This window comes from Psychrobacter sp. M17(2026), assembly GCF_055699815.1.
This window is the reverse complement of sequence record NZ_CM146741.1, coordinates 3,045,688-3,071,965: the sequence shown is the minus strand read 5'-3', so window position 1 is coordinate 3,071,965 and position 26,278 is coordinate 3,045,688. Positions and strand designations below refer to the sequence as shown.

At 46.6% G+C, this 26,278-nt stretch carries 8 protein-coding genes; 7 read left to right on the top strand and 1 reads right to left on the bottom strand.

Annotated elements, in window-relative coordinates; genetic code table 11:
* The first annotated feature begins 696 nt into the window (after nucleotides 1-696).
* The 6 genes from ACR63T_RS13055 to ACR63T_RS13030 all read left to right on the top strand — a co-directional run bounded on the left by ACR63T_RS13055 (nucleotide 697) and on the right by ACR63T_RS13030 (nucleotide 23,459).
* Entirely contained in the window at nucleotides 697-18,645 is a 17,949-nt protein-coding gene (locus ACR63T_RS13055) for a YadA-like family protein (protein ID WP_472784258.1), read from the top strand.
* A gap of 91 nt (nucleotides 18,646-18,736) precedes the next feature.
* The gene (locus tag ACR63T_RS13050) at nucleotides 18,737-19,627 is read left to right on the top strand and encodes an OmpA family protein (RefSeq protein ID WP_472784257.1); all 891 of its coding nucleotides are present in this window, start codon (nucleotides 18,737-18,739) and stop codon (nucleotides 19,625-19,627) included.
* Between the two features lie 241 nt (nucleotides 19,628-19,868).
* The gene (locus ACR63T_RS13045) at nucleotides 19,869-20,891 is read left to right on the top strand and encodes a DUF1852 domain-containing protein (RefSeq protein WP_472785288.1); all 1,023 of its coding nucleotides are present in this window, start codon (nucleotides 19,869-19,871) and stop codon (nucleotides 20,889-20,891) included.
* Nucleotides 20,892-20,945: 54 nt separating this feature from the next.
* Nucleotides 20,946-21,995 carry a methionine synthase gene (locus ACR63T_RS13040; RefSeq protein ID WP_472784256.1) on the top strand — a complete coding sequence of 350 codons (1,050 nt, stop codon included), beginning with the start codon at nucleotides 20,946-20,948 and terminating at the stop codon, nucleotides 21,993-21,995.
* Nucleotides 21,996-22,039: 44 nt separating this feature from the next.
* Nucleotides 22,040-22,531, top strand: a complete 492-nt coding sequence (locus ACR63T_RS13035) for a flavin reductase (protein ID WP_472785287.1) — start codon at nucleotides 22,040-22,042, stop codon at nucleotides 22,529-22,531.
* Between the two features lie 94 nt (nucleotides 22,532-22,625).
* Nucleotides 22,626-23,459, top strand: a complete 834-nt coding sequence (locus ACR63T_RS13030; RefSeq protein WP_305899133.1) for a sulfite exporter TauE/SafE family protein — start codon at nucleotides 22,626-22,628, stop codon at nucleotides 23,457-23,459.
* A gap of 55 nt (nucleotides 23,460-23,514) precedes the next feature.
* Here the strand turns inward: ACR63T_RS13030 and ACR63T_RS13025 are convergent, their stop codons facing one another.
* The gene (locus ACR63T_RS13025) at nucleotides 23,515-24,240 is read right to left on the bottom strand and encodes a GntR family transcriptional regulator (RefSeq protein WP_472784255.1); all 726 of its coding nucleotides are present in this window, start codon (nucleotides 24,238-24,240) and stop codon (nucleotides 23,515-23,517) included.
* Nucleotides 24,241-24,583: 343 nt separating this feature from the next.
* On the opposite strand from ACR63T_RS13025, the gene ACR63T_RS13020 reads away from it, so the two are divergent.
* The gene (locus ACR63T_RS13020) at nucleotides 24,584-25,873 is read left to right on the top strand and encodes an SLC13 family permease (protein WP_201570552.1); all 1,290 of its coding nucleotides are present in this window, start codon (nucleotides 24,584-24,586) and stop codon (nucleotides 25,871-25,873) included.
* The last annotated feature ends 405 nt before the right edge of the window (nucleotides 25,874-26,278 follow it).

Genomic DNA, 26,278 nt, shown 5'->3' with positions numbered 1-26,278 from the left:
AAATGACACCTCAAAAACCAAATTATCACCATTGAACAATAGCAGGACTGTATTTAAAACACGTTCATTTAGTATTTTAAGCAACAACTTCCTTCCATGTTGAATTTCTAGCTAAAAATTCAGTTACCTATCAACTTTATACCAGTCTATTTAACAGTAATCAGCGACTCCAAAAAAGAGGGTTAATTTTACTAAATTGGCTCATAAAACATTGATATTTCAGCTAAATATATATCTATAAGAATATTGGCTCTTTATTTTCAATAATTCTGTAAGCACGACAGTATAAAAAATTTATAAAAACAGTTAACTAATTCTAACCAATAGCTCTTTTACTCTACAGTGATTTGACCATTAGGCATTTTGAAAATAAGCCTATCTATAGTAGTATTTTTCATTATTTGGTTGACAATTGTTTGTAATAATAGTTAGAAATAGTCAAAATAAATGAAGTTCTGAGCTTGAAACTATCTATTCATATTTTAATTAGACAAGCGGTATTAAATCTCATATGGGTGACATTGATATGGTTGGTCTTTCTAACTAACATTATATATAACTTACAAGAAATCACATATTCAACTAATTATTGAACCATTCGTTACCAATTTAGCTCATTTTTTAGAGCTCACTCATTCGCTAAACGCATTTGCTCATTAACTAATACAAACGTTTGAATACACAGGAAGCACTCTCATGAATCGTAATTATAAAGTTGTTTGGAATCGCTCATTAGGCTGCTTCACTGCTGTTGCAGAGTATGCCAAGAGCCAAGGTAAGTCATCAAGCGGAGCGGTCAGTTCAGGTGCTAACGCTTTGGATGTCATCAACTCAAATAGTAACGCATTGCGTCTGAGTGCGATATGTGCAGGACTAGCAGCCTCAGGGCTGAGCATGCAAGCTAGCGCAACTTATAATAATTCCTATTGTATAGGAACTACTGCGGTGACTTGTGGCTATGGCGCCAGCGCTGATAATTACGGTGTTGCAATAGGTAAAGATGCACTAGCGAGAGGCCATGGTGCTACTGCAGTTGGCGCATACTCTGAGGCGACAGACCAGTATGCTTCAGCCTTCGGTAAGATAGCAAAAGCAAAAGCATACGCTTCTACCGCGATTGGATCACAATCTGAAGCATTAGAGAAATACGCTTCAGCCGTCGGTCATAAGGCAAAAGCAGAAAAATTCGGCTCTACCTCAGTTGGATCATACTCTGAAGCAACAGCAGATTACGCTACTGCTCTTGGTAAAGTGGCAAAAGCGACCAAACACGGTTCAGTCGCCATTGGAGCTCACTCTATTACCGATAAAGACGCTAACGGCGTTCAAAGTGCCAAAGTCGGCGATGTGACTTTTGGTAATTTTGCGGGCTCAAAAGATATTAGTGCGGGTGATCAAGTATCATTTGGTAGTGCAGGTAATGAGCGTCAACTCAAAAACGTCGCTGCAGGTAATATCAATGCGAGTAGCACTGATGCTATCAACGGCAGTCAGCTGTATTCAGTTGCTCATGAACTATCTTCAGCCACTAAAAAGCCAATTACCTTTGCAGGTGATACGGGCAGCAATGTTGATCGCAAATTAGGTGAGACTCTAAAGGTCAAAGGCGGCGCTACTAATCTAACTGATAATAATATCGGAGTGGTCGCTGACGGTCATGATACTCTAACCGTTAAGCTATCTAAAAAGATTGATTTGACCCAAGAGGGTCATCTTAAGATCGGCAATACTGTCGTCAACAATGCGGGTATTAATATAGCAGGTGGCCCTAACCAAAATGTCAACTTGACTAATAACGGTCTTAACAATGGTGGCAACCAAATCACCAATGTGAAGAGCGGTGGTAATGTAGACACGAATGCCGCAAATATTGGCGATATTAAGTCTCTCACCACAGGTCTTGGAAAAACAGTTGTAAAAGGTGGCACGAATGCTAATGTAGCCACAAAAGTAGACGGCAACACAACCACTTATACGGTCAATGCCGATGGTACTAAAGTTAGCTCAGCAAATAATGATGCGATTACCGTTACCCCTGGCACTAAAGATGCTAACAACGTCACCGACTATAAAGTTGACTTAGGTCAAAAGACTAAAGACACCTTAACGCAAGTGGGTACTAACACTACCAACATTAAGAACAACACAACTAACATTAGCAATAACACCAACACTATCGCTAAAGGCTTCAACATCAGCGCTGAGGGCAAAAACTCAGACAACGTCAAGCTTGGTGAGACCGTTGACTTCACTAATGACGACAATAATCTAGTTGTCACTAAAACTGCTAATAACACCATCAACTATGATCTTGCTAAAGACATCAGTGTCAATCAAGTCACCATAGGTAATGCGACCAACAACACGGTCTTAACCAGCACGGCTAATGGTTTGAGTGTCGGTGGCGACAAGATTACCAATGTCGCCAACGGTACTAATGATAAAGATGCGGTCAACTTAAGCCAGCTTAATGCTGCTATTATATCGGGCGGCGGATCAGTTAAATACTTCAGTGTAAACTCTACAGGTGGTGGCAACGCAGATAATAAAGGCGCAACGGGTACGAATGCCATTGCTATAGGTAAAGATACCACTGCTGCTGGAACAAACACTGTTGCTATCGGTGGCGGTGCCACAGGTCAAGGTGTCAACAGCGTAGCTATTGGTAATAACTCTGTAGCCTCAGGCCAACAGTCTATCGCTATCGGTGGTGTTCAGGATAATCTAAGTGACTCAGCACCAACAACCTCTAGTGGTAACCAGTCCATTGCTATTGGTGCCAACACTGTCTCAGCAGGTAATTCATCTATAGCAATAGGTGGCGACGATCTAAACGATGCTTCAAGAACAAATACAAATGGTAGCACCGCGGCAAGCGCCCTGAATGGCGGCACTGTAAACGCTCTATTTAAAGAATACTCTGGTGGCAAAGACTTAGTTGATACCAGTAATCTTTATACACCAGCTAAAGCTTCAGGTGCTGGCGCAATTACTATTGGTGTACAGTCTGCAGCGTCAGGTGCTTTGTCTACGGCTTTTGGTACTCGTGCTGAAGCAAGTGGCGACGCCTCATCTGCATTTGGTGTAGCTTCTAAAGCGACCAAAAAGGGCTCAGTTGCTCTTGGTGCAGGTTCAACCACCGATGGCGATGCGACCTCTGAGAAGTCAGTTACTATTAATGGCGTTAAGTACAATTTTGCTGGCAGTGTAGAAGATGGAGATACTGGCGCTCAAGTTTCTGTAGGCTCTAAAGGCTCAGAGCGTCAAATCAAGAATGTCGCGAGTGGTAAGATTAGCGCAGATAGCACTGATGCCATTAATGGCAGTCAACTCAACGCCACTAATCAATCGATTACCAATGTTTCTGAAACCGTTAACAAAGGCTTCAACATCACAGCTGAAGGTCAGAACAAAGACAACGTCAAGCTTGGTGAGACCGTTGACTTCACCAATGATGACAACAACTTAGTTGTAACCAAGACCGCTAATAACACCATCAACTATGATCTTGCTAAAGACATCAGTGTCAATCAAGTGACCATAGGTAATGCGACGAACAACACGGTATTAACTAGCACGGCTAATGGCTTAAGTGTTGGTGGTGATAAGATTACTAATGTCGCAAGCGGTGGCAATGTAGACACCAACGCTGCGAATATTGGCGATATTAAATCATTTACCTCAGGTTTAGGTAAAACAGTAGTAGAGGGCGGCACCAATGCAAGCGTTGCTACAAAAGTTGATGGCAACAAGACTACTTACACCGTCAATGCCGATGGCACAAGTGTCAGCTCAGCGGATAATGACGCTCTTACCGTCACCAAAGGCACCAAAGATGCTAACAACGTTACCGACTATCAAGTAGCCTTAGGCAAAGACACCAAAGACAGCTTAGATAAAGCCGATAGCTCACTACAGTCAGTCGTTACCCAAATTGATGGTCAAAACGTCAAGACCCTAACTAAAGATGACAACACTGCCAACTTCGTCACCGGCGACAACATAGACCTAACCGAGGAGGCAGGTGGCGTTAAGATCTCAGTTAAGCAGAACATCAGCTTAGCTAGCGTCACCACAGGCAACAGCGTACTAAACAACGATGGCCTCACCATCACCGGTGGCCCGACCTTTACCAGTAGTAAAGTGGACGTTGCTGGCAACAAAATCACCAACGTTGCAGATGGCGACATCAGCAAAGATTCTAAAGACGCTATTAATGGTAGCCAGCTCAATACTACCAACACCAACGTCACCAACAACACCAAAAACATCACCAAAAACGCAGGTGACATCACAACCTTACAAGGTGGCTTCAACCTTGAGAGTAATGGTGCTGATACAGGTGCAATCAAAGCGGGCGACACCGTAGACATCGGCACTGCTAATGGTGAAACTAACATCACCGTCAGCAAAACAGGCAACGTCGTTGACTTTGCACTGAATAAAGACCTCACCGTTGACACCGTCACCGCAAACAGCTTTACTGCTGGTAACAGCATCTTAACTAACACAGGCCTAACCTTGGGTGCAGGCAACCCAAGCATCACCACCAGCGGTATTGATGCCGGTAGCAAAGTTATCACCAATGTAGCCACAGGGGTTGCAGGAACTGATGCAGTCAACGTTGATCAGCTAAAAGGCATCACCGCAGGCATAGGTAAAACAGTTGTTGCAGGCGGCACCAATGCAAGCGTTGTCACAGAAGTTAATGGTAATGAAACCACTTACACCGTCAATGCAGATGGCACCACAGTAAGCTCAGCGGATAATGACGCCCTTACCGTCACCAAAGGCACCAAAGATGCTAACAATGATACCGACTACCAAGTCGCTTTAGGTCAAAAGACTAAAGACACCCTAACGCAAGTAGGTACTAACACTACTGATATTGCTAAAGGTTTCAACATCAGTGCTGAAGGTCAGAACAAAGACAACGTCAAGCTTGGCGAGACTGTTGACTTTACTAATGACGATAATAATTTAGTAGTTACTAAAACCGCTGATAACACTATTAACTACGATCTTGCAAATGACATTACTGTAGGTAGCGTCACCGCAAACAGCTTTACTGCTGGCAACAGCATCTTAACTAACACAGGCCTAACCTTAGGCGCAGGCAACCCAAGCATCACCACAAGTGGTATTGATGCCGGTAGCAAAGTTATCACCAATGTCGCCACAGGGGTTGCAGGAACTGATGCAGTCAACGTTGATCAGCTAAAAGGCATCACCGCAGGCATAGGTAAAACAGTCGTTGAAGGCGGCACCAATGCAAGCGTTGTCACAGAAGTTGATGGTAATGAAACCACTTACACCGTCAATGCAGATGGCACCACAGTAAGCTCAGCGGATAATGACGCCCTTACCGTCACCAAAGGCACCAAAGATGCTAACAATGATACCGACTACCAAGTCGCTTTAGGTCAAAAGACTAAAGACAGCTTAGATAAAGCAGACAACTCAGTACAGTATGACAATGCTGACAAAACCAGCGTAACCCTAGGTGGCACAGGTGCCACTGATACCGTTACCTTAACTAATGTAGCAGATGGCGACATCAGCAAAGATTCTAAAGACGCTATTAATGGTAGCCAGCTCAATACTACCAACACCAACGTCACCAACAACACCAAAAACATCACCAAAAACGCAGGTGACATCACAACCTTACAAGGTGGCTTCAACCTTGAGAGTAATGGTGCTGATACAGGTGCAATCAAAGCGGGCGACACCGTAGACATCGGCACTGCTAATGGTGAAACTAACATCACCGTCAGCAAAACAGGCAACGTCGTTGACTTTGCACTGAATAAAGACCTCACCGTTGACACCGTCACCGCAAACAGCTTTACTGCTGGTAACAGCATCTTAACTAACACAGGCCTAACCTTGGGTGCAGGCAACCCAAGCATCACCACCAGCGGTATTGATGCCGGTAGCAAAGTTATCACCAATGTCGCTACAGGGGTTGCAGGAACTGATGCAGTCAACGTTGATCAGCTAAAAGGCATCACCGCAGGCATAGGTAAAACAGTTGTTGCAGGCGGCACCAATGCAAGCGTTGTCACAGAAGTTAATGGTAATGAAACCACTTACACCGTCAATGCAGATGGCACCACAGTAAGCTCAGCGGATAATGACGCCCTTACCGTCACCAAAGGCACCAAAGATGCTAACAATGATACCGACTACCAAGTCGCTTTAGGTCAAAAGACTAAAGACACCCTAACGCAAGTAGGTACTAATACTACTGATATTGCTAAAGGTATTAAGTTTGGTGATGGCAGCACAGCCAATAAATATGAGCTAGGTGACACCATCAATGTTAAAGGTGACGACAACATCACCTCAACGACGACTAAAGACGGCGTGCAACTAGGCTTAGGCAACATTATCACTGTAGGTCAGGCATCACCAAATGGGAATCCTGTTAAGGTTGATGGTACGACAGGTACTATCTCTGGTTTAACTAATACTGATTTTGATCCTACAAAGAATTACACAGGTGGACAAGCGGCTACTCAAGAGCAGTTAGGTGCACTTAATAATAACCTGAACAAAGGAATAGATTTTGCCGGTGATAATACTAACGTAATTATCAATCGCAAATCTGGTGAGAAAATCACTATAAAAGGTGATGCTGTTGATCTAAGTACTCTAACTACTGGTAATGTTGGTGTTATTGCTAATGATGCAAACAACACTTTAACTGTGCAGTTAGCAAAAAATGTTGATCTTACTGAGTCAGGTAATTTGACTATCGGTAATACTGTTTTAGACAAAAATGGTTTGGTCATTGCAGCGCCTTTCGGTCCAAACCAATCGGTTGGCTTAACTAATACTGGTCTGGATAACGGTAATAATAAAATTATCCGAGTAGCAGATGGTGAAATCAGCGCAGATAGCACTGATGCCATCAATGGCAGCCAGTTATTCGACACAAACCAAGCCGTTAACAAAGGCTTCAATATCACAGCTGAAGGTCAGAACAAAGACAACGTCAAGCTTGGTGAGACTGTCGATTTTACTAATGACGATAATAATTTAGTGGTTACTAAAACCGCTGACAACACTATTAACTATGACTTAGCTGATGACATCACCGTTAAAACCGTCACCGCTAACAGCTTTACTGCTGGTAACAGCATCTTAACTAACACAGGCCTCACCTTAGGTGCAGGCAACCCAAGCATCACCACCAGCGGTATTGATGCCGGTAGCAAAGTTATTTCAAATGTAGCCACAGGGGTTGCAGGAACTGACGCGGTCAACGTTGATCAGCTCAAAGGCATCACCGCAGGCATAGGCAACACAGTAGTAGAGGGCGGCACCAATGCAAGCGTTGCTACAAAAGTTGATGGCAACGAAACCACTTACACCGTCAATGCCGATGGCACTACAGTAAGCTCAGCGGATAATGATGCCCTTACTGTCACCAAAGGCACCAAAGATGCTAACAACGATATCGACTACCAAGTCGCTTTAGGTCAAAAGACTAAAGACAGCTTAGATAAAGCCGATAGCTCACTACAGTCAGTCGTCACCCAGATCGATGGTCAAAACGTCAAGACCCTAACCAAAGATGACAACACCGCTAACTTCGTCACCGGCGACAACATAGACCTAACCGAGGAGGCAGGTGGCGTTAAGATCTCAGTTAAGCAGAACATCAGCTTAGCTAGCGTCACCACAGGCAACAGCGTACTAAACAACGATGGCCTCACCATCACCGGTGGCCCGACCTTTACCAGTAGTAAAGTGGACGTTGCTGGCAACAAAATCACCAATGTAGCAGCAGGTACAAATGACACCGATGCGGTGAACGTCGGCCAGTTGAATGACACTAACACGCAAGTTAACAAAGGCTTTAACATCACTGCCAATGGTAGCCAAATTAATGCAGACAACGTCAAGCTTGGCGAGACCGTTGACTTTACCAACACTGATGGCAATTTAGTTGCAAGCGTTAGTGACAACAAAATCAACTACAACCTAGCTGATGACATCACCGTCAATAGCGTAGATGCCAACCAAGTAAACGTTGGCAATACCTTAATCAACACTAACGGTCTAAGCATTGCTAATGGTCCTAGTATAACCAAAGATGGCATCAACGCTGGCAACAAAGTTATTACTAACGTCGCTGCAGGTATTGATATCAATGATGCTGTTAACGTTGGTCAGTTAAATGACCTTGCCTCAGGAGTAGGCAGCGCAGTAGTAGAGGGCGGCACCAATGCAAGCGTTGCTACAAAAGTTGATGGCAACAAGACTACTTACACCGTCAATGCCGATGGCACAAGTGTCAGCTCAGCGGATAATGACGCTCTTACCGTCACCAAAGGCACCAAAGATGCTAACAACGTTACCGACTATCAAGTAGCCTTAGGCAAAGACACCAAAGACAGCTTAGATAAAGCCGATAGCTCACTACAGTCAGTCGTTACCCAAATTGATGGTCAAAACGTCAAGACCTTAACTAAAAATGACAACACTGCTAACTTCGTCACTGGCGACAACATAGACCTAACCGAGGAGGCAGGTGGCGTTAAGATCTCAGTTAAGCAGAACATCAGCTTAGCTAGCGTCACCACAGGCAACAGCGTACTAAACAACGATGGCCTCACCATCACCGGTGGCCCGACCTTTACCAGTAGTAAAGTGGACGTTGCTGGCAACAAAATCACCAACGTTGCAGATGGCGACATCAGCAAAGATTCTAAAGACGCTATTAATGGTAGCCAGCTCAATACTACCAACACCAACGTCACCAACAACACCAAAAACATCACCAAAAACGCAGGTGACATCACAACCTTACAAGGTGGCTTCAACCTTGAGAGTAATGGTGCTGATACAGGTGCAATCAAAGCGGGCGACACCGTAGACATCGGCACTGCTAATGGTGAAACTAACATCACCGTCAGCAAAACAGGCAACGTCGTTGACTTTGCACTGAATAAAGACCTCACCGTTGACACCGTCACCGCAAACAGCTTTACTGCTGGTAACAGCATCTTAACTAACACAGGCCTAACCTTGGGTGCAGGCAACCCAAGCATCACCACCAGCGGTATTGATGCCGGTAGCAAAGTTATCACCAATGTCGCTACAGGGGTTGCAGGAACTGATGCAGTCAACGTTGATCAGCTAACAGCTTCTAATGAAACTATCAACAAAGGCTTTAACATCGCAGGCGCTAACGGCGCCGCGGACAACGTCAAACTTGGCGAAACCGTCACCTATGACAGCACTGATGGCAGCATCATCACCACCATCACCGACAACAACGTCGACTTCGCCTTAGGCAACGACCTCACGGTTGGTGGCCCAGGCGCAAATGGACAACCTGGCAAAGATGGCACCATCGGCGTTAATGGCGCAGACGGCATCTCAGGTGTGGTTCTAAATGGTAAAGATGGCTCAATCGGCCTCACTGGCAAAGATGGCACCAACGGCACCATCACCGTCAAAGATGGCAGCGCAGGCGTTGATGGCAAAGATGGCATCACCCGCATCGTCATCGACGACAAAGAGGTTGCCACCTTAGCGGACGGCCTCAAGTTTGCCGGCAACACCGGCGACACCATCGCCAAACAGCTCAACGAAACCTTGAGCATCGAAGGCGAGCTTGCAGACAGTGCAACCGCCTCTGGCGCCAACCTACGCGTTGACAGCAAAGATGGCAAACTCAACCTAGTCATGGCACGGGATCTCACCGAGCTTGACAGCGTGACCGTTGGTAACAGCGTACTCAACACAGAAGGTCTCACCATCACTGGTGGCCCAACCTTTACCAGTAGTAAAGTGGACGTTGCTGGCAACAAAATCACTAACGTTGCAGCAGGCACAGACGACACCGATGCGGTGAACGTCGGCCAATTAAATGACACCAACACCCAAGTCAACAAAGGCTTTAACATCGCAGGCGCTAACGGCGCCGCGGACAACGTCAAACTTGGCGAAACCGTCACCTATGACAGCACTGATGGCAGCATCATCACCACCATCACCGACAACAACGTCGACTTCGCCTTAGGCAACGACCTCACGGTTGGTGGCCCAGGCGCAAATGGACAACCTGGCAAAGATGGCACCATCGGCGTTAATGGCGCAGACGGCATCTCAGGTGTGGTTCTAAATGGTAAAGATGGCTCAATCGGCCTCACTGGCAAAGATGGCACCAACGGCACCATCACCGTCAAAGATGGCAGCGCAGGCGTTGATGGCAAAGATGGCATCACCCGCATCGTCATCGACGACAAAGAAGTCGCCACCTTAGCGGACGGCCTCAAGTTTGCCGGCAACACCGGCGACACCATCGCCAAACAGCTCAACGAAACCTTGAGCATCGAAGGCGAGCTTGCAGACAGTGCAACCGCCTCTGGCGCCAACCTACGCGTTGACAGCAAAGATGGCAAACTCAACCTAGTCATGGCACGGGATCTCACCGAGCTTGACAGCGTGACCGTTGGTAACAGCGTACTCAACACAGAAGGTCTCACCATCACTGGTGGCCCAACCTTTACCAGTAGTAAAGTGGACGTTGCTGGCAACAAAATCACTAACGTTGCAGCAGGCACAGACGACACCGATGCGGTGAACGTCGGCCAGTTAAATGACACCAACACCCAAGTCAACAAAGGCTTTAACATCGCAGGCGCTAACGGCGCCGCGGACAACGTCAAACTTGGCGAAACCGTCACCTATGACAGCACTGATGGCAGCATCATCACCACCATCACCGACAACAACGTCGACTTCGCCTTAGGCAACGACCTCACGGTTGGTGGCCCAGGCGCAAATGGACAACCTGGCAAAGATGGCACCATCGGCGTTAATGGCGCAGACGGCATCTCAGGTGTGGTTCTAAATGGTAAAGATGGCTCAATCGGCCTCACTGGCAAAGATGGCACCAACGGCACCATCACCGTCAAAGATGGCAGCGCAGGCGTTGATGGCAAAGATGGCATCACCCGCATCGTCATCGACGACAAAGAAGTTGCCACCTTAGCAGACGGCCTCAAGTTTGCTGGTAACACCGGCGACACCATCGCCAAACAGCTCAACGAAACCTTGAGCATCGAAGGCGAGCTTGCAGACAGTGCAACCGCCTCTGGCGCCAACCTACGCGTTGACAGCAAAGATGGCAAACTCAACCTAGTCATGGCACGGGATCTCACCGAGCTTGACAGCGTGACCGTTGGTAACAGCGTACTCAACACCGCAGGTCTCACCATCACTGGTGGCCCAACCTTTACCAGTAGTAAAGTGGACGTAGCTGGCAACAAAATCACTAACGTTGCAGCAGGCACAGACGACACCGATGCGGTGAACGTCGGCCAATTAAATGACACCAACACCCAAGTCAACAAAGGCTTCAACATCGCAGGCGCTAACGGCGCCGCGGACAACGTCAAACTTGGCGAAACCGTCACCTATGACAGCACTGATGGCAGCATCACCACCACCATCACCGACAACAACGTCGACTTCGCCTTAGGCAACGACCTCACGGTTGGTGGCCCAGGCGCAAATGGACAACCTGGCAAAGATGGCACCATCGGCGTTAATGGCGCAGACGGCATCTCAGGTGTGGTTCTAAATGGTAAAGATGGCTCAATCGGCCTCACTGGCAAAGATGGCACCAACGGCACCATCACCGTCAAAGATGGCAGCGCAGGCGTTGATGGCAAAGATGGCATCACCCGCATCGTCATCGACGACAAAGAGGTTGCCACCTTAGCGGACGGCCTCAAGTTTGCCGGCAACACCGGCGACACCATCGCCAAACAGCTCAACGAAACCTTGAGCATCGAAGGCGAGCTTGCAGACAGTGCAACCGCCTCTGGCGCCAACCTACGCGTTGACAGCAAAGATGGCAAACTCAACCTAGTCATGGCACGGGATCTCACCGAGCTTGACAGCGTGACCGTTGGTAACAGCGTACTCAACACAGAAGGTCTCACCATCACTGGTGGCCCAACCTTTACCAGTAGTAAAGTGGACGTTGCTGGCAACAAAATCACTAACGTTGCAGCAGGCACAGACGACACCGATGCGGTGAACGTCGGCCAATTAAATGACACCAACACCCAAGTCAACAAAGGCTTTAACATCGCAGGCGCTAACGGCGCCGCGGACAACGTCAAACTTGGCGAAACCGTCACCTATGACAGCACTGATGGCAGCATCATCACCACCATCACCGACAACAACGTCGACTTCGCTCTTGGCAACGACCTCACGGTTGGTGGCCCAGGCGCAAATGGACAACCTGGCAAAGATGGCACCATCGGCGTTAATGGCGCAGACGGCATCTCAGGTGTGGTTCTAAATGGTAAAGATGGCTCAATCGGCCTCACTGGCAAAGATGGCACCAACGGCACCATCACCGTCAAAGATGGCAGCGCAGGCGTTGATGGCAAAGATGGCATCACCCGCATCGTCATCGACGACAAAGAAGTCGCCACCTTAGCAGACGGCCTCAAGTTTGCTGGTAACACCGGCGACACCATCGCCAAACAGCTCAACGAAACCTTGAGCATCGAAGGCGAGCTTGCCGATAGTGCAACCGCCTCTGGCGCCAACCTACGCGTTGACAGCAAAGATGGCAAACTCAACCTAGTCATGGCACGGGATCTCACCGAGCTTGACAGCGTGACCGTTGGTAACAGCGTACTCAACACAGAAGGTCTCACCATCACTGGTGGCCCAACCTTTACCAGTAGTAAAGTGGACGTTGCTGGCAACAAAATCACTAACGTTGCAGCAGGCACAGACGACACCGATGCGGTGAACGTCGGCCAATTAAATGACACCAACACCCAAGTCAACAAAGGCTTTAACATCGCAGGCGCTAACGGCGCCGCGGACAACGTCAAACTTGGCGAAACCGTCACCTATGACAGCACTGATGGCAGCATCATCACCACCATCACCGACAACAACGTCGACTTCGCTCTTGGCAACGACCTCACGGTTGGTGGCCCAGGCGCAAATGGACAACCTGGCAAAGATGGCACCATCGGCGTTAATGGCGCAGACGGCATCTCAGGTGTGGTTCTAAATGGTAAAGATGGCTCAATCGGCCTCACTGGCAAAGATGGCACCAACGGCACCATCACCGTCAAAGATGGCAGCGCAGGCGTTGATGGCAAAGATGGCATCACCCGCATCGTCATCGACGACAAAGAAGTTGCCACCTTAGCAGACGGCCTCAAGTTTGCTGGTAACACCGGCGACACCATCGCCAAACAGCTCAACGAAACCTTGAGCATCGAAGGCGAGCTTGCAGACAGTGCAACCGCCTCTGGCGCCAACCTACGCGTTGACAGCAAAGATGGCAAACTCAACCTAGTCATGGCACGGGATCTCACCGAGCTTGACAGCGTGACCGTTGGTAACAGCGTACTCAACACAGAAGGTCTCACCATCACTGGTGGCCCAACCTTTACCAGTAGTAAAGTGGACGTAGCTGGCAACAAAATCACTAACGTTGCAGCAGGCACAGACGACACCGATGCGGTGAACGTCGGCCAATTAAATGACACCAACACCCAAGTCAACAAAGGCTTCAACATCGCAGGCGCTAACGGCGCCGCGGACAACGTCAAACTTGGCGAAACCGTCACCTATGACAGCACCGATGGCAGCATCATCACCACCATCACCGACAACAACGTCGACTTCGCTCTTGGCAACGACCTCACGGTTGGTGGCCCAGGCGCAAATGGACAACCTGGTAAAGATGGCACCATCGGCGTTAATGGCGCAGACGGCATCTCAGGTGTGGTTCTAAATGGTAAAGATGGCTCAATCGGCCTCACTGGCAAAGATGGTACCAACGGCACCATCACCGTCAAAGATGGCAGCGCAGGCGTTGATGGCAAAGATGGCATCACCCGCATCGTCATCGACGACAAAGAAGTTGCCACCTTAGCAGACGGCCTCAAGTTTGCTGGTAACACCGGCGACACCATCGCCAAACAGCTCAACGAAACCTTGAGCATCGAAGGCGAGCTTGCCGATAGTGCAACCGCCTCTGGCGCCAACCTACGCGTTGACAGTAAAGATGGCAAACTCAACCTAGTCATGGCACGGGATCTCACCGAGCTTGACAGCGTGACCGTTGGTAACAGCGTACTCAACACAGAAGGTCTCACCATCACTGGTGGCCCAACCTTTACCAGTAGTCAAGTGGACGTAGCTGGCAACAAAATCACTAACGTTGCAGCAGGCACAGACGACACCGATGCGGTGAACGTCGGCCAGTTGAATGACACCAACACCCAAGTCAACAAAGGCTTCAACATCGCAGGCGCTAATGGCGCAGCGGACAACGTCAAACTTGGCGAAACCGTCACCTATGACAGCACTGATGGCAGCATCATCACCACCATCACCGACAACAACGTCGACTTCGCTCTTGGCAACGACCTCACGGTTGGTGGCCCAGGCGCAAATGGACAACCTGGCAAAGATGGCACCATCGGCGTTAATGGCGCAGACGGCATCTCAGGTGTGGTTCTAAATGGTAAAGATGGCTCAATCGGCCTCACTGGCAAAGATGGCACCAATGGCACCATCACCGTCAAAGATGGCAGCGCAGGCGTTGATGGCAAAGACGGCATCACCCGCATCGTCATCGACGACAAAGAAGTCGCCACCTTAGCGGATGGCCTCAAGTTTGCTGGTAACACCGGCGACACCATCGCCAAACAGCTCAACGAAACCTTGAGCATCGAAGGCGAGCTTGCCGATAGTGCAACCGCCTCTGGCGCCAACCTACGCGTTGACAGTAAAGATGGCAAACTCAACCTAGTCATGGCACGGGATCTCACCGAGCTTGACAGCGTGACCGTTGGTAACAGCGTACTCAACACAGAAGGTCTCACCATCACTGGTGGCCCAACCTTTACCAGTAGTCAAGTGGACGTAGCTGGCAACAAAATCACTAACGTTGCAGCAGGCACAGACGACACCGATGCGGTGAACGTCGGCCAGTTGAATGACACCAACACCCAAGTCAACAAAGGCTTCAACATCGCAGGCGCTAACGGCGCCGCGGACAACGTCAAACTTGGCGAAACCGTCACCTATGACAGCACCGATGGCAGCATCATCACCACCATCACCGACAACAACGTCGACTTCGCTCTTGGCAACGACCTCACGGTTGGTGGCCCAGGCGCAAATGGACAACCTGGCAAAGATGGCACCATCGGCGTTAATGGCGCAGACGGCATCTCAGGTGTGGTTCTAAATGGTAAAGATGGCTCAATCGGCCTCACTGGCAAAGATGGCACCAATGGCACCATCACCGTCAAAGATGGCAGCGCAGGCGTTGATGGCAAAGACGGCATCACCCGCATCGTCATCGACGACAAAGAAGTCGCCACCTTAGCGGATGGCCTCAAGTTTGCTGGTAACACCGGCGACACCATCGCCAAACAGCTCAACGAAACCTTGAGCATCGAAGGCGAGCTTGCCGATAGTGCAACCGCCTCTGGCGCCAACCTACGCGTTGACAGCAAAGATGGCAAACTCAACCTAGTCATGGCACGGGATCTCACCGAGCTTGACAGCGTGACCGTTGGTAACAGCGTACTCAACACAGAAGGTCTCACCATCACTGGTGGCCCAACCTTTACCAGTAGTAAAGTGGACGTAGCTGGCAACAAAATCACTAACGTTGCAGCAGGCACAGACGACACCGATGCGGTGAACGTCGGCCAGTTGAATGACACCAACACCCAAGTCAACAAAGGCTTCAACATCGCAGGCGCTAACGGCGCCGCGGACAACGTCAAACTTGGCGAAACCGTCACCTATGACAGCACCGATGGCAGCATCATCACCACCATCACCGACAACAACGTCGACTTCGCTCTTGGCAACGACCTCACGGTTGGTGGCCCAGGCGCAAATGGACAACCTGGCAAAGATGGCACCATCGGCGTTAATGGCGCAGACGGCATCTCAGGTGTGGTTCTAAATGGTAAAGATGGCTCAATCGGCCTCACTGGCAAAGATGGCACCAATGGCACCATCACCGTCAAAGATGGCAGCGCAGGCGTTGATGGCAAAGACGGCATCACCCGCATCGTCATCGACGACAAAGAAGTCGCCACCTTAGCGGATGGCCTCAAGTTTGCTGGTAACACCGGCGACACCATCGCCAAACAGCTCAACGAAACCTTGAGCATCGAAGGCGAGCTTGCCGATAGTGCAACCGCCTCTGGCGCCAACCTACGCGTTGACAGTAAAGATGGCAAACTCAACCTAGTCATGGCACGGGATCTCACCGAGCTTGACAGCGTGACCGTTGGTAACAGCGTACTCAACACAGAAGGTCTCACCATCACTGGTGGCCCAACCTTTACCAGTAGTCAAGTGGACGTAGCTGGCAACAAAATCACTAACGTTGCAGCAGGCACAGACGACACCGATGCGGTGAACGTCGGCCAGTTGAATGACACCAACACCCAAGTCAACAAAGGCTTCAACATCGCAGGCGCTAATGGCGCAGCGGACAACGTCAAACTTGGCGAAACCGTCACCTATGACAGCACTGATGGCAGCATCATCACCACCATCACCGACAACAACGTCGACTTCGCTCTTGGCAACGACCTCACGGTTGGTGGCCCAGGCGCAAATGGACAACCTGGCAAAGATGGCACCATCGGCGTTAATGGCGCAGACGGCATCTCAGGTGTGGTTCTAAATGGTAAAGATGGCTCAATCGGCCTCACTGGCAAAGATGGCACCAATGGCACCATCACCGTCAAAGATGGCAGCGCAGGCGTTGATGGCAAAGACGGCATCACCCGCATCGTCATCGACGACAAAGAAGTCGCCACCTTAGCGGATGGCCTCAAGTTTGCTGGTAACACCGGCGACACCATCGCCAAACAGCTCAACGAAACCTTGAGCATCGAAGGCGAGCTTGCCGATAGTGCAACCGCCTCTGGCGCCAACCTACGCGTTGACAGTAAAGATGGCAAACTCAACCTAGTCATGGCACGGGATCTCACCGAGCTTGACAGCGTGACCGTTGGTAACAGCGTACTCAACACAGAAGGTCTCACCATCACTGGTGGCCCAACCTTTACCAGTAGTCAAGTGGACGTAGCTGGCAACAAAATCACTAACGTTGCAGCAGGCACAGACGACACCGATGCGGTGAACGTCGGCCAATTAAATGCTACTAATAATAGTATGAATAAAGGTCTAAACTTTGCAGGTGATAGCGGTACGACTGTCAATAGCAAGCTTGGCGATACGCTCAATATCACAGGTGGCGTAACAGATACTACTAAGCTTACTGGTAATAATATTGGTATCACTGCTAATGGTAACAATGGATTAACCGTACAGCTTGCCAAAGACCTCACTGGTCTTAACAGTGCAACCTTTGGTGATGTCAAAATCTCACAGACAGGTCTTGACAACGGTGGCAACAAAATCATTAACGTTGCTGACGGCACTATCGCTCCTGACAGCAAAGACGCGGTGAACGGTGGTCAGCTCAATGCTACCGCAGGCTCTATTACCAACGTCATTGGCGGCAACGCAACCAATGTAGGCGGTATCGTAACCACAACTGACATTGGCGGTACAGGTAAAGACACCATCGATGACGCTATCAAAGCTGTTAACACCAAAGCCGCTCAAGCCAAATCAACCGTGACCGAAGGTGACAATATTCTTGTCACTAAGTCTACTAATGCAGATGGCTCTACTGACTATAAGGTTGCAACATCAAAAGACCTTAACGTTGATAGCGTGACCGCAGGCGATAACGTGCTAAATGGTGACGGCCTAACCGTAGGTGACACCACAGTCAAGAAGGACGGTCTAACCATCACCGGCGGTGACAAAGGTGATGTGACTCTAGGCAATGCAGGTCTTAATAATGGCGGCAATGTCATCACAGGTGTCGGTGCTGGTAAAAATGACACCGATGCCGTTAACGTCGGCCAGCTAAATAATGTCGTTGCAGGCGCTAACAAAGGCTTCAATGTCACCGCTCAAGGGGACAAATCATCAAATGTAGCTAATGGCGGCACCGTTGACTTTAACAATACTGATGGCAACATCACTGTCACTAAGCCTGTTGATAGCAACGACATCAGCTTTAATCTCAATCCTAACCTCGACTTAGGAGATAAAGGTAGTGTTAAGACTGGCAACACAGTCGTTAATAATGATGGTGTGACTATCAAAGACGGTCCAAGCATCACGACGGCTGGCATCAATGCAGGTGGTAAAGTAGTGACTGGTGTGGCTGATGGTGTTATCGCTGATGGCAGCACAGATGCTATAAATGGCGGTCAGTTAAATAACTTTGGTAATGTGATCAATAACAGCATCAACGAGCTTGGCTATAAAATAGGTGAAGTAGGAGATGACGCTAACGCTGGTATCTCAGCTGCTATGGCAATGTCGTCAATACCTCAATCGTTCTTACCAGGTCGCTCCATGATTGGTGGTGGTGTTGCAACCTACAACGGCGAGAGCGCAGTTGCTGTCGGTCTATCGAGAGTCTCTGACAATGGTCGTTGGGTGATGAAATTGAATGGTACAGCAGATACTCAAGGTAATGCTGGCGCTGCGATTGGAGCAGGGTTCCATTTCTAAAAACAGTAAAAACCTGTAGGGACTTGCACCTCAGAGTCAAATAAGGTGCAAGTCCCTCCTAACCATTTGATCAATTTTAAAAGGAAGTCACATGAACAATCACATAAGTAAAGTCGCAGGTATTAGCGCACTGAGTTTAGCAGTACTGGGCATGAGCGGCTGTCTAGGTACCACCCATCTAAGCGATGGCATCACCGATCAAGGCCAAGTGCAGATGCAAGACATCGTCTTTCCAGATCTAGACAAAGCTTGGCAGGATCAAGGCCAGTTCCCTAATAGAGAGAACTTATCAAAGATGCGTCCTGGTGTTGGTAAAGATGATGTCTACCAGCTGCTTGGTCGTCCCCATTTTAGCGAAGGGCAGTATGCCCGCGAATGGGACTATATTATGAAATTCTATATGCCAGATAACTCCGTCAAAATCTGCCAATACAAAATCATCTTTGATAAGCAGTTTAAGGGTCAAGAGTTCTATTGGAGTCCTGCTGATTGTCCGCCGCCAGTGGCAGAGCCGCAAGTGGTGACGCAAACCATCATCCAGCAGATGCCTGCTCCTGCCCCAGTTGCAGTTCCAGCTCCGCCAGCGCCTATCAAAGAGCGCATTAACTTAGGCGCTGATGCGCTGTTTAGATTTGATAAATCCGATACCCAAGATATGCTGGATCAAGGTCGCCGAGAGCTTGACGAGCTGGCTTCAAAGCTTAGACAGTATCAAGATATGGGTGATAGCAGAATCATTGTGACCGGTCATACCGATCGCAAAGGGGATGACGCCTATAACATGAACTTATCCATCAAACGCGCTCAAACAGTACGCAGCTATCTGATCAATCAAGGCGTGAATGCCAATACTATCATTGCGACAGGGGCAGGTGAGACTCAGCCTGTCCAGCAGTGTTCAACCACACTACCTCGCCAACAAGAGATTGACTGCTTGCAGCCAAACCGCCGTGTCACGCTTGATGTAACAGTTATTCAATAAAACACTACTAACCTATCGTTATCAAAAGCTGCTAATTATTGATTGGCAGCTTTTTTGTTGCTCGCGATAAAGACTGCTCATGCTCTAGCTTTTTAATGAGCTAAGTATATACATGAATATTATTCATCTTAAATTCAATTTAAGTCGTTTTTATTCATGTCATAGTTCGGGTATGATTCCCTCATAAAGAAATTTGGTCTATCTAAAATAATTAAAGTTGAGAGTCACTATGAGTAACCAATTGAGTAATAAGTTTAGCTGTTCCATCAAGTGCATCCGTTTTGATGAGAGTTATAGCCCTGCAGATAGCACACGTCTGACTACGAACTTTGCCAATCTAGCACGTGGCGAGCATCGTCAAGAGAACCTAAGCAAAACCTTAAGAATGATCAATAATCGTTTTAATGCCTTGGCACATTCTGACAATCCTAGCGCCGACCGCTATTCTGTCGAGGTTGATATTGTTTCAGTCAATATGGATATAGAAGGCAAGGGTAATGCATTTCCTATCATTGAGATGCTGCAAACCACGATTGTCGATCACAAAGATAACATCCGTATCAACGGTATGATCGGTAATAGCTTCTCTTCTTACGTACGCGATTATGATTTTAGCGTAGTACTTTTAGATCATTTCGATAAGAACCCAGAATGCCCGCCACCAGAGAGTTTTGGTGATCTGCATGGTAAATTATTTCAATATCTTTTGCAGTCAGAGGCCTACCAAGCCAACTTTACCAAAAATCCTGTGATTTGCTTAAGTGTATCAACCAGCAAAACTTATCATCGCACAGCCAATCAGCATCCGGTATTAGGGGTAGAATACAGACAGGATGGCTCATTTTTAAACAAAGGGTCATTAACGGATGATTATTTTGCCAAGATGGGCTTAAGCGTGCGCTATTTCATGCCTGCTGGAAGCGCCGCGCCTTTAGCGTTTTATTTCACTGGTGACTTGTTGAGCGATTATACTGACCTTGAGCTAATTAGTGCCATTGCGACGATGGAGTCGTTCCAAAAGATCTATCGTCCTGAGATTTATAATGCCAACTCGACAGCCGCGCAAGTGTATCAGCCAAGCTTGAAGTATCAAGATTACTCGCTGACGCAAATAGTCTATGACCGCGAAGAGCGTAGCCAAATGGCGGTAACGCAAGGTAAGTTCACCGAAGAAGAGTTTATTAAGCCGTATCAAGGTATTCTTGAGCAATGGGCAGCAAACTTTGAAACTCAAAAACCTGTCGTGAAAAAACGTGCTGCTTAATGGACTAAAAATCTGTTTAAATATAAACCATTAAAATATAAAAGATAAATAAATATGACCACAACATCATCACCAAAACAAATATTATTACCGACCTCAACCGCTGGCAGCTTACCCAAACCATCTTGGCTGGCAGAACCTGAGAAAATTTGGTCTCCTTGGGCCTTGGAAGGTGAGCAGTTAATTGATGCCAAGCAAGATGCGCTACGGGTATCCTTGCAAGAGCAAATTCATGCAGGGATCGATATTGTCAGTGATGGCGAGCAGACCCGTCAGCATTTTGTCACTACCTTTATTGAACATCTGGATGGCGTCGATTTTGAGCAGCGTGAGACGGTCAAAATCCGTGATCGTTATGATGCCAGTGTGCCAACCGTGGTGGGTGCGGTAAGCCGTACCAAGCCTGTCTTCGTTGACGATGCCAAGTTTTTACGCGCACAAACCGATCAGCCGATTAAATGGGCATTGCCTGGCCCAATGACCATGATTGATACGCTATATGACAGTCATTATAAAAGCCGTGAAAAATTGGCGTGGGAATTTGCTAAAATCCTTAATGACGAGGCACGCGAATTAGAGGCGGCTGGTGTGGATATTATCCAATTTGATGAGCCCGCCTTTAACGTGTTCTTCGATGACGTTAACGACTGGGGTGTGGCTACTTTAGAGCGCGCTATCGAAGGTCTAAAGTGCGAGACGGCAGTGCATATCTGTTACGGCTATGGTATCGAAGCCAATAATAATTGGAAGAAAACGCTAGGCTCAGAATGGCGTCAATATGAAAAAGCGTTTCCGAAGCTGCAACAGTCAAGCATCGATATTATCTCGCTTGAGTGTCAAAACTCGCACGTGCCGATGGATCTAATCGAACTGATTCGCGGTAAGAAGGTGATGATCGGTGCAATCGATGTAGCGACTAATACTATCGAAACTCCTGAAGAAGTCGCCAATACGCTACGTAAAGCCCTGCAATTTGTCGATGCGGACAAGCTCTATCCTTCGACCAACTGCGGTATGGCACCTTTGTCACGTGAAGTTGCTCGCGGCAAGCTTGCAGCATTAAGTGCAGGCGCAGCCATTGTTCGTAATGAATTGACGGCTTAAACGCAATCTAAAAATAAGTAATAGTCAAAATTAAGAGGCATATGATGATTGAAGCAAGCGACTTTAAAAATGCTATGGCTCTGTTAACAACAGCGGTCAATGTAATCACCACAAGAGGTCACTCTGGTGCTCATGGCTTTACTGCGTCTGCGGTGTGTAGCGTCACTGATACGCCGCCAACTCTGCTGGTCTGTATGAATCATAGCTCGCGCTCACACGCTCATTTTGTCGATAATGAGACGTTAAGTGTCAATGTATTAGGCGCGCAGCATGAATACCTATCTAACGCCTTTGCCTCTAGATTGAGTTCAAAAGAGCGCTTTGAGCAAGGTTCTTGGACTGAGCTTGCAACAGGTTCGCCTGTCTTGGAAGATGCTTTGGTGAGCTTTGACTGTGAGATTGAGGATATTCAGCAAGTGGGTAGCCACAGTATTTTTATGTGCCGAGTAGTGGCTATCAAACAAAGTCAGCAAGAAGAAAGTTTGGTTTATTTTAATCGCGCTTACCATCAAGTGGCTCAAGTAGAGATTGCTTAGATTCGCCATCTAGCTTTTATTTAGCTAAAATAGCACTTTAGCCAATTTTAACTCTTTATTCCTAAAATTAATCCAACTTAAAAGCAGTCATCCCGTGGAAATACTCATTTTTTTAATCATAGGTGCTCTAGCAGGTTTTGCTGCAGGGCTTTTTGGCGTGGGCGGTGGCACTATCATCGTACCCTTGTTATTTATCGTCTTTACGCAAATGGACTATCCTGCTGATAATGTCATGCATCTGGCTCTAGGGACATCGCTTGCGACCATTATTATCACCTCTATCAGCTCGCTCATGGCGCACAATAAAAAAGGCGCTGTCATGTGGCCTGTCTTTAAAAACCTAGCACCAGGTTTAGCGCTCGGCTGCTTTTTTGGGGCAGGGGTTGCAGGGCAGATATCAGGGCTATATCTTCAGCTCATTGTTGGGGTGTTTTTACTTTGGGTCGCCTATAAAATGTTTATGGGTGGCAAAAAGCAGGTGGATAGCAATGCTACTAATGCTAGTGGAACCAGTAATGCCAATACAGATCTGCCGTCAAAACCTAAGCAATTAGCGGCAGGTGGGGTGATTGGTATCGCTTCTGCCATCTTTGGTATCGGCGGCGGCAGCTTAACGGTGCCTTATCTCACTCGTTATGGTGTAGTCATGCAAAAAGCGGTTGGCACCTCAGCAGCGTGTGGTTTGCCTATTGCCATTGCTGGCGCACTTGGCTTTATGATTTTCGGATTGCAAGAAGATGTAAACGTACCTAATACTATTGGCTTTGTGCATATTTATGCCTTTTTAGGCATTGCTAGTATGAGCTTTTTTACCGCTAAAGTAGGTGCAAAAGTCGCTCATATCTTATCGCCAGAGCTATTAAAGAAATGTTTTTCGGTATTGTTATTCGTGGTGGGGCTGTATTTTCTTTATAAAGGCTTGGTTTGAGATTAGATTATAACAATCCAAGATAGATATTCTTTGACTATGACCATCGATGTCACTAAATAATATTAATCTCATAACTGAACTTCTCTGCTAGTCCATATGACTCTCTATACTCGATAGAGTCACCTTCTAAATTTTTGGCAATGCGGCACACTTTGACTAAGTTTTCTTGCTTGCTATTGCCTAAATAAGAATCGCTGTGATCGGTTATAAAAAACAGTGTCTCTACAGCAGACGACACAAACTGACCGCACTTTGTATAATAAAATGGATAAAGAAGATTTTCAAAATCCTCGGAATCTAAAGTTACAAAGGCTTGATAGCGATTCTTAGGCAGCCAGATTCTTTCACTCAATAAGACTCTATCTTCAACCATACGCACACGTTCCATGTAGATTAGAGCTTGGTTTTTACTTATATTCAGCTTTTTATTAATATCATCAATACCGGCTATTACCATAGTTTTTTTGACTATGCCTTGCGGCGTGACATAGCTAGCGTCTTTATCACGGAACTTAAAAAATCTTAATAATGAACTTTCAAAGTTTGGGCGCTTTAGAAAAGTGCCTTTGCCTTGTTGCTTTATTAAGACCCCATCTTCTACTAATTTCTCAACAGCTTTACGTACGGTTCCCACAGATACCTCATACTTATCTGCAAACTCCTGTTCCGTAGGCAAAGGTGTGTTTTCATCCCATTTACTCTCTGTTAATAAAGACTGTATGTGCCATCGCACTTGCTCATAGCGTGGTACTTTAAACTCTTTAAAATTATTTAACATTTTTTTCACCGTAATAGAAAGGTTTTTATTAACTGTCTCAATCTCGTCAAGCGTTATTATTGTTTTTAAAAGAAGTATATATCTAGTCAGACTACCTTAAGTCCTAATTAAATTTTATAGGTGTCACTTCACTGTTAAAACTGAGTGATATATTAGCAGTCAATTTTATCTAAATAATGTGACCTTTTTTGCTATCATTCTACTCAACTAAATACACTTTTGAAGCTCGTATAGATTTTCTAATCTGGAAAGCTATTGGTTGATATCATCGTAATGCTCTTTACTCTGTAAAAACCGATATAGTTTGTTACAGACTTCATATAGTTAAAGTCAAGGGGCAGTCGTGACGCTTTATATTATAGCCGCTATAGTAATATGTATCATTTTGGGCTATACCACCAAAATCAATATTGGTCTATTTGCGATCGCATTTTCATACCTTATCGGTTGTTTTGGTATGGGACTGAAAGCGTATGAGATTATTGAGCTATGGCCCCTCAAAATTTTCTTTGTTATTTTTGCGGTTACTCTTTTCTATAACTTTCCTTTAGCTAACGGCGCTTTAGAGAAGCTATCTAATCATTTAATCTATAAGTGTCGTCACTTTCCCGAATTATTACCTTTGGTTATTTTCTTTGTTGCTACGATTATTGCAGGCTTAGGAGCTGGTTATTATACCGTTCTAGCCACTATGGCACCTATGATCCTACTGTTGTCTAAACGCACTAACTTGAATCTTGTTATTGCAACCTTGTCAGTGAATTACGGTGCCTTAGCTGGTGCTAACTTTATCACCTCACAGAGCGGTGTTATTTTTAGGGAACTAATGCGCGGCGCAGGCGTAGCAAATGATAATACTTTTACTTATGTCTTAAGCATCTTCGCTGCTACTTTTATTATGCCTATAATTCTGTTAGGTATTTATAGCTTTATCACTGCCAAAAATAGCAAAATCGCGATTCAAACGATAGTTCCAGAACCTTTTGATCCTAAACAAAAACAATCTATTATGCTGATTTTTATCATGATGGCCATTGTGCTTGTTGTACCTATTGCAAACCTACTTATGCCGCAGGTAGCAGAGATTCAGTTTTTGAATGATCGAATTGATATTGGTTTTATTGCTATTATTTTTGCTTTAATTAGTTTGTTTCTAAAGCTAGGTGACGAAAAAGCAGTAATTGCACTAATACCTTGGAATACGCTTATTATGATTTGTGGCGTTGGTATGTTAATTAGTTTAGGAGTAGAAATAGGGGTTATTTACGAGCTAACAGAATGGCTAAGTACTAACGTTCCTATTTGGATGATACCGTTTCTAGTCTTCGTTATCAGCGCTATTATGTCGGTATTTGCTAGTACACTCGGCGTAGTTGCCCCTACTTTATTTCCTATGGTACTGCCTCTCGCCGTTGCCTCCGGACTAAACCCTTTATTGCTATTTACCTGTATTGTGGTGGGAGCGCAAAGCTCATCACTTTCCCCTTTCTCATCAGGAGGTAGTCTAATGCTAGGCGCTTCTCAAGTTGTTATAAGCAAAGACAAGCTTTTCAATGCGCTATTATTCAAGGCGGTGCCTTTAGATATTGGCGTTGGAATACTAGCAATTTTAGTTATTCAGTTAATATTCTAACTGCTTATAAGTAAAGTATGTCTTAGTCTCTTTGAATTATTTATATCTGCTTATCTTATTTTAACCATAATATTTTGTCCACAATAGATCGGTTCCTCATAATAAATGCATAACTTCTTATAATGTTATTGTAGTCTCTTAGTGATGCTAATATCAATGTGATGCTTAGTACGACTCAATAATCTCTTCTATCAAAAACTAAGTATCCTGTTGTTTTAATTGATAAAAATATTAATTCAGAAATAATAATTTAATATCTTTATCTTTTTTATTAAAGCAGTAAGAGGTAATGAATCAGTCTTTGAGCAAGTATACTACTATAAAATTCATATATACATACATATGTTTCTTGTTATTTTTTAAATAGTCTGTTACTTTTGCACAGTGACAAAAAAACATATTCTA

What these genes read in the sequence shown, in the direction of transcription:
- ACR63T_RS13055 (WP_472784258.1), top strand. Translation starts at nt 697, where the DNA reads ATGAATCGTAATTATAAAGTTGTTTGGAATCGCTCATTAGGCTGCTTC.
- ACR63T_RS13050 (WP_472784257.1), top strand. Translation starts at nt 18,737, where the DNA reads ATGAACAATCACATAAGTAAAGTCGCAGGTATTAGCGCACTGAGTTTA.
- ACR63T_RS13040 (WP_472784256.1), top strand. Translation starts at nt 20,946, where the DNA reads ATGACCACAACATCATCACCAAAACAAATATTATTACCGACCTCAACC.
- ACR63T_RS13035 (WP_472785287.1), top strand. Translation starts at nt 22,040, where the DNA reads ATGATTGAAGCAAGCGACTTTAAAAATGCTATGGCTCTGTTAACAACA.
- ACR63T_RS13025 (WP_472784255.1), bottom strand. Translation starts at nt 24,240, where the DNA reads ATGTTAAATAATTTTAAAGAGTTTAAAGTACCACGCTATGAGCAAGTG.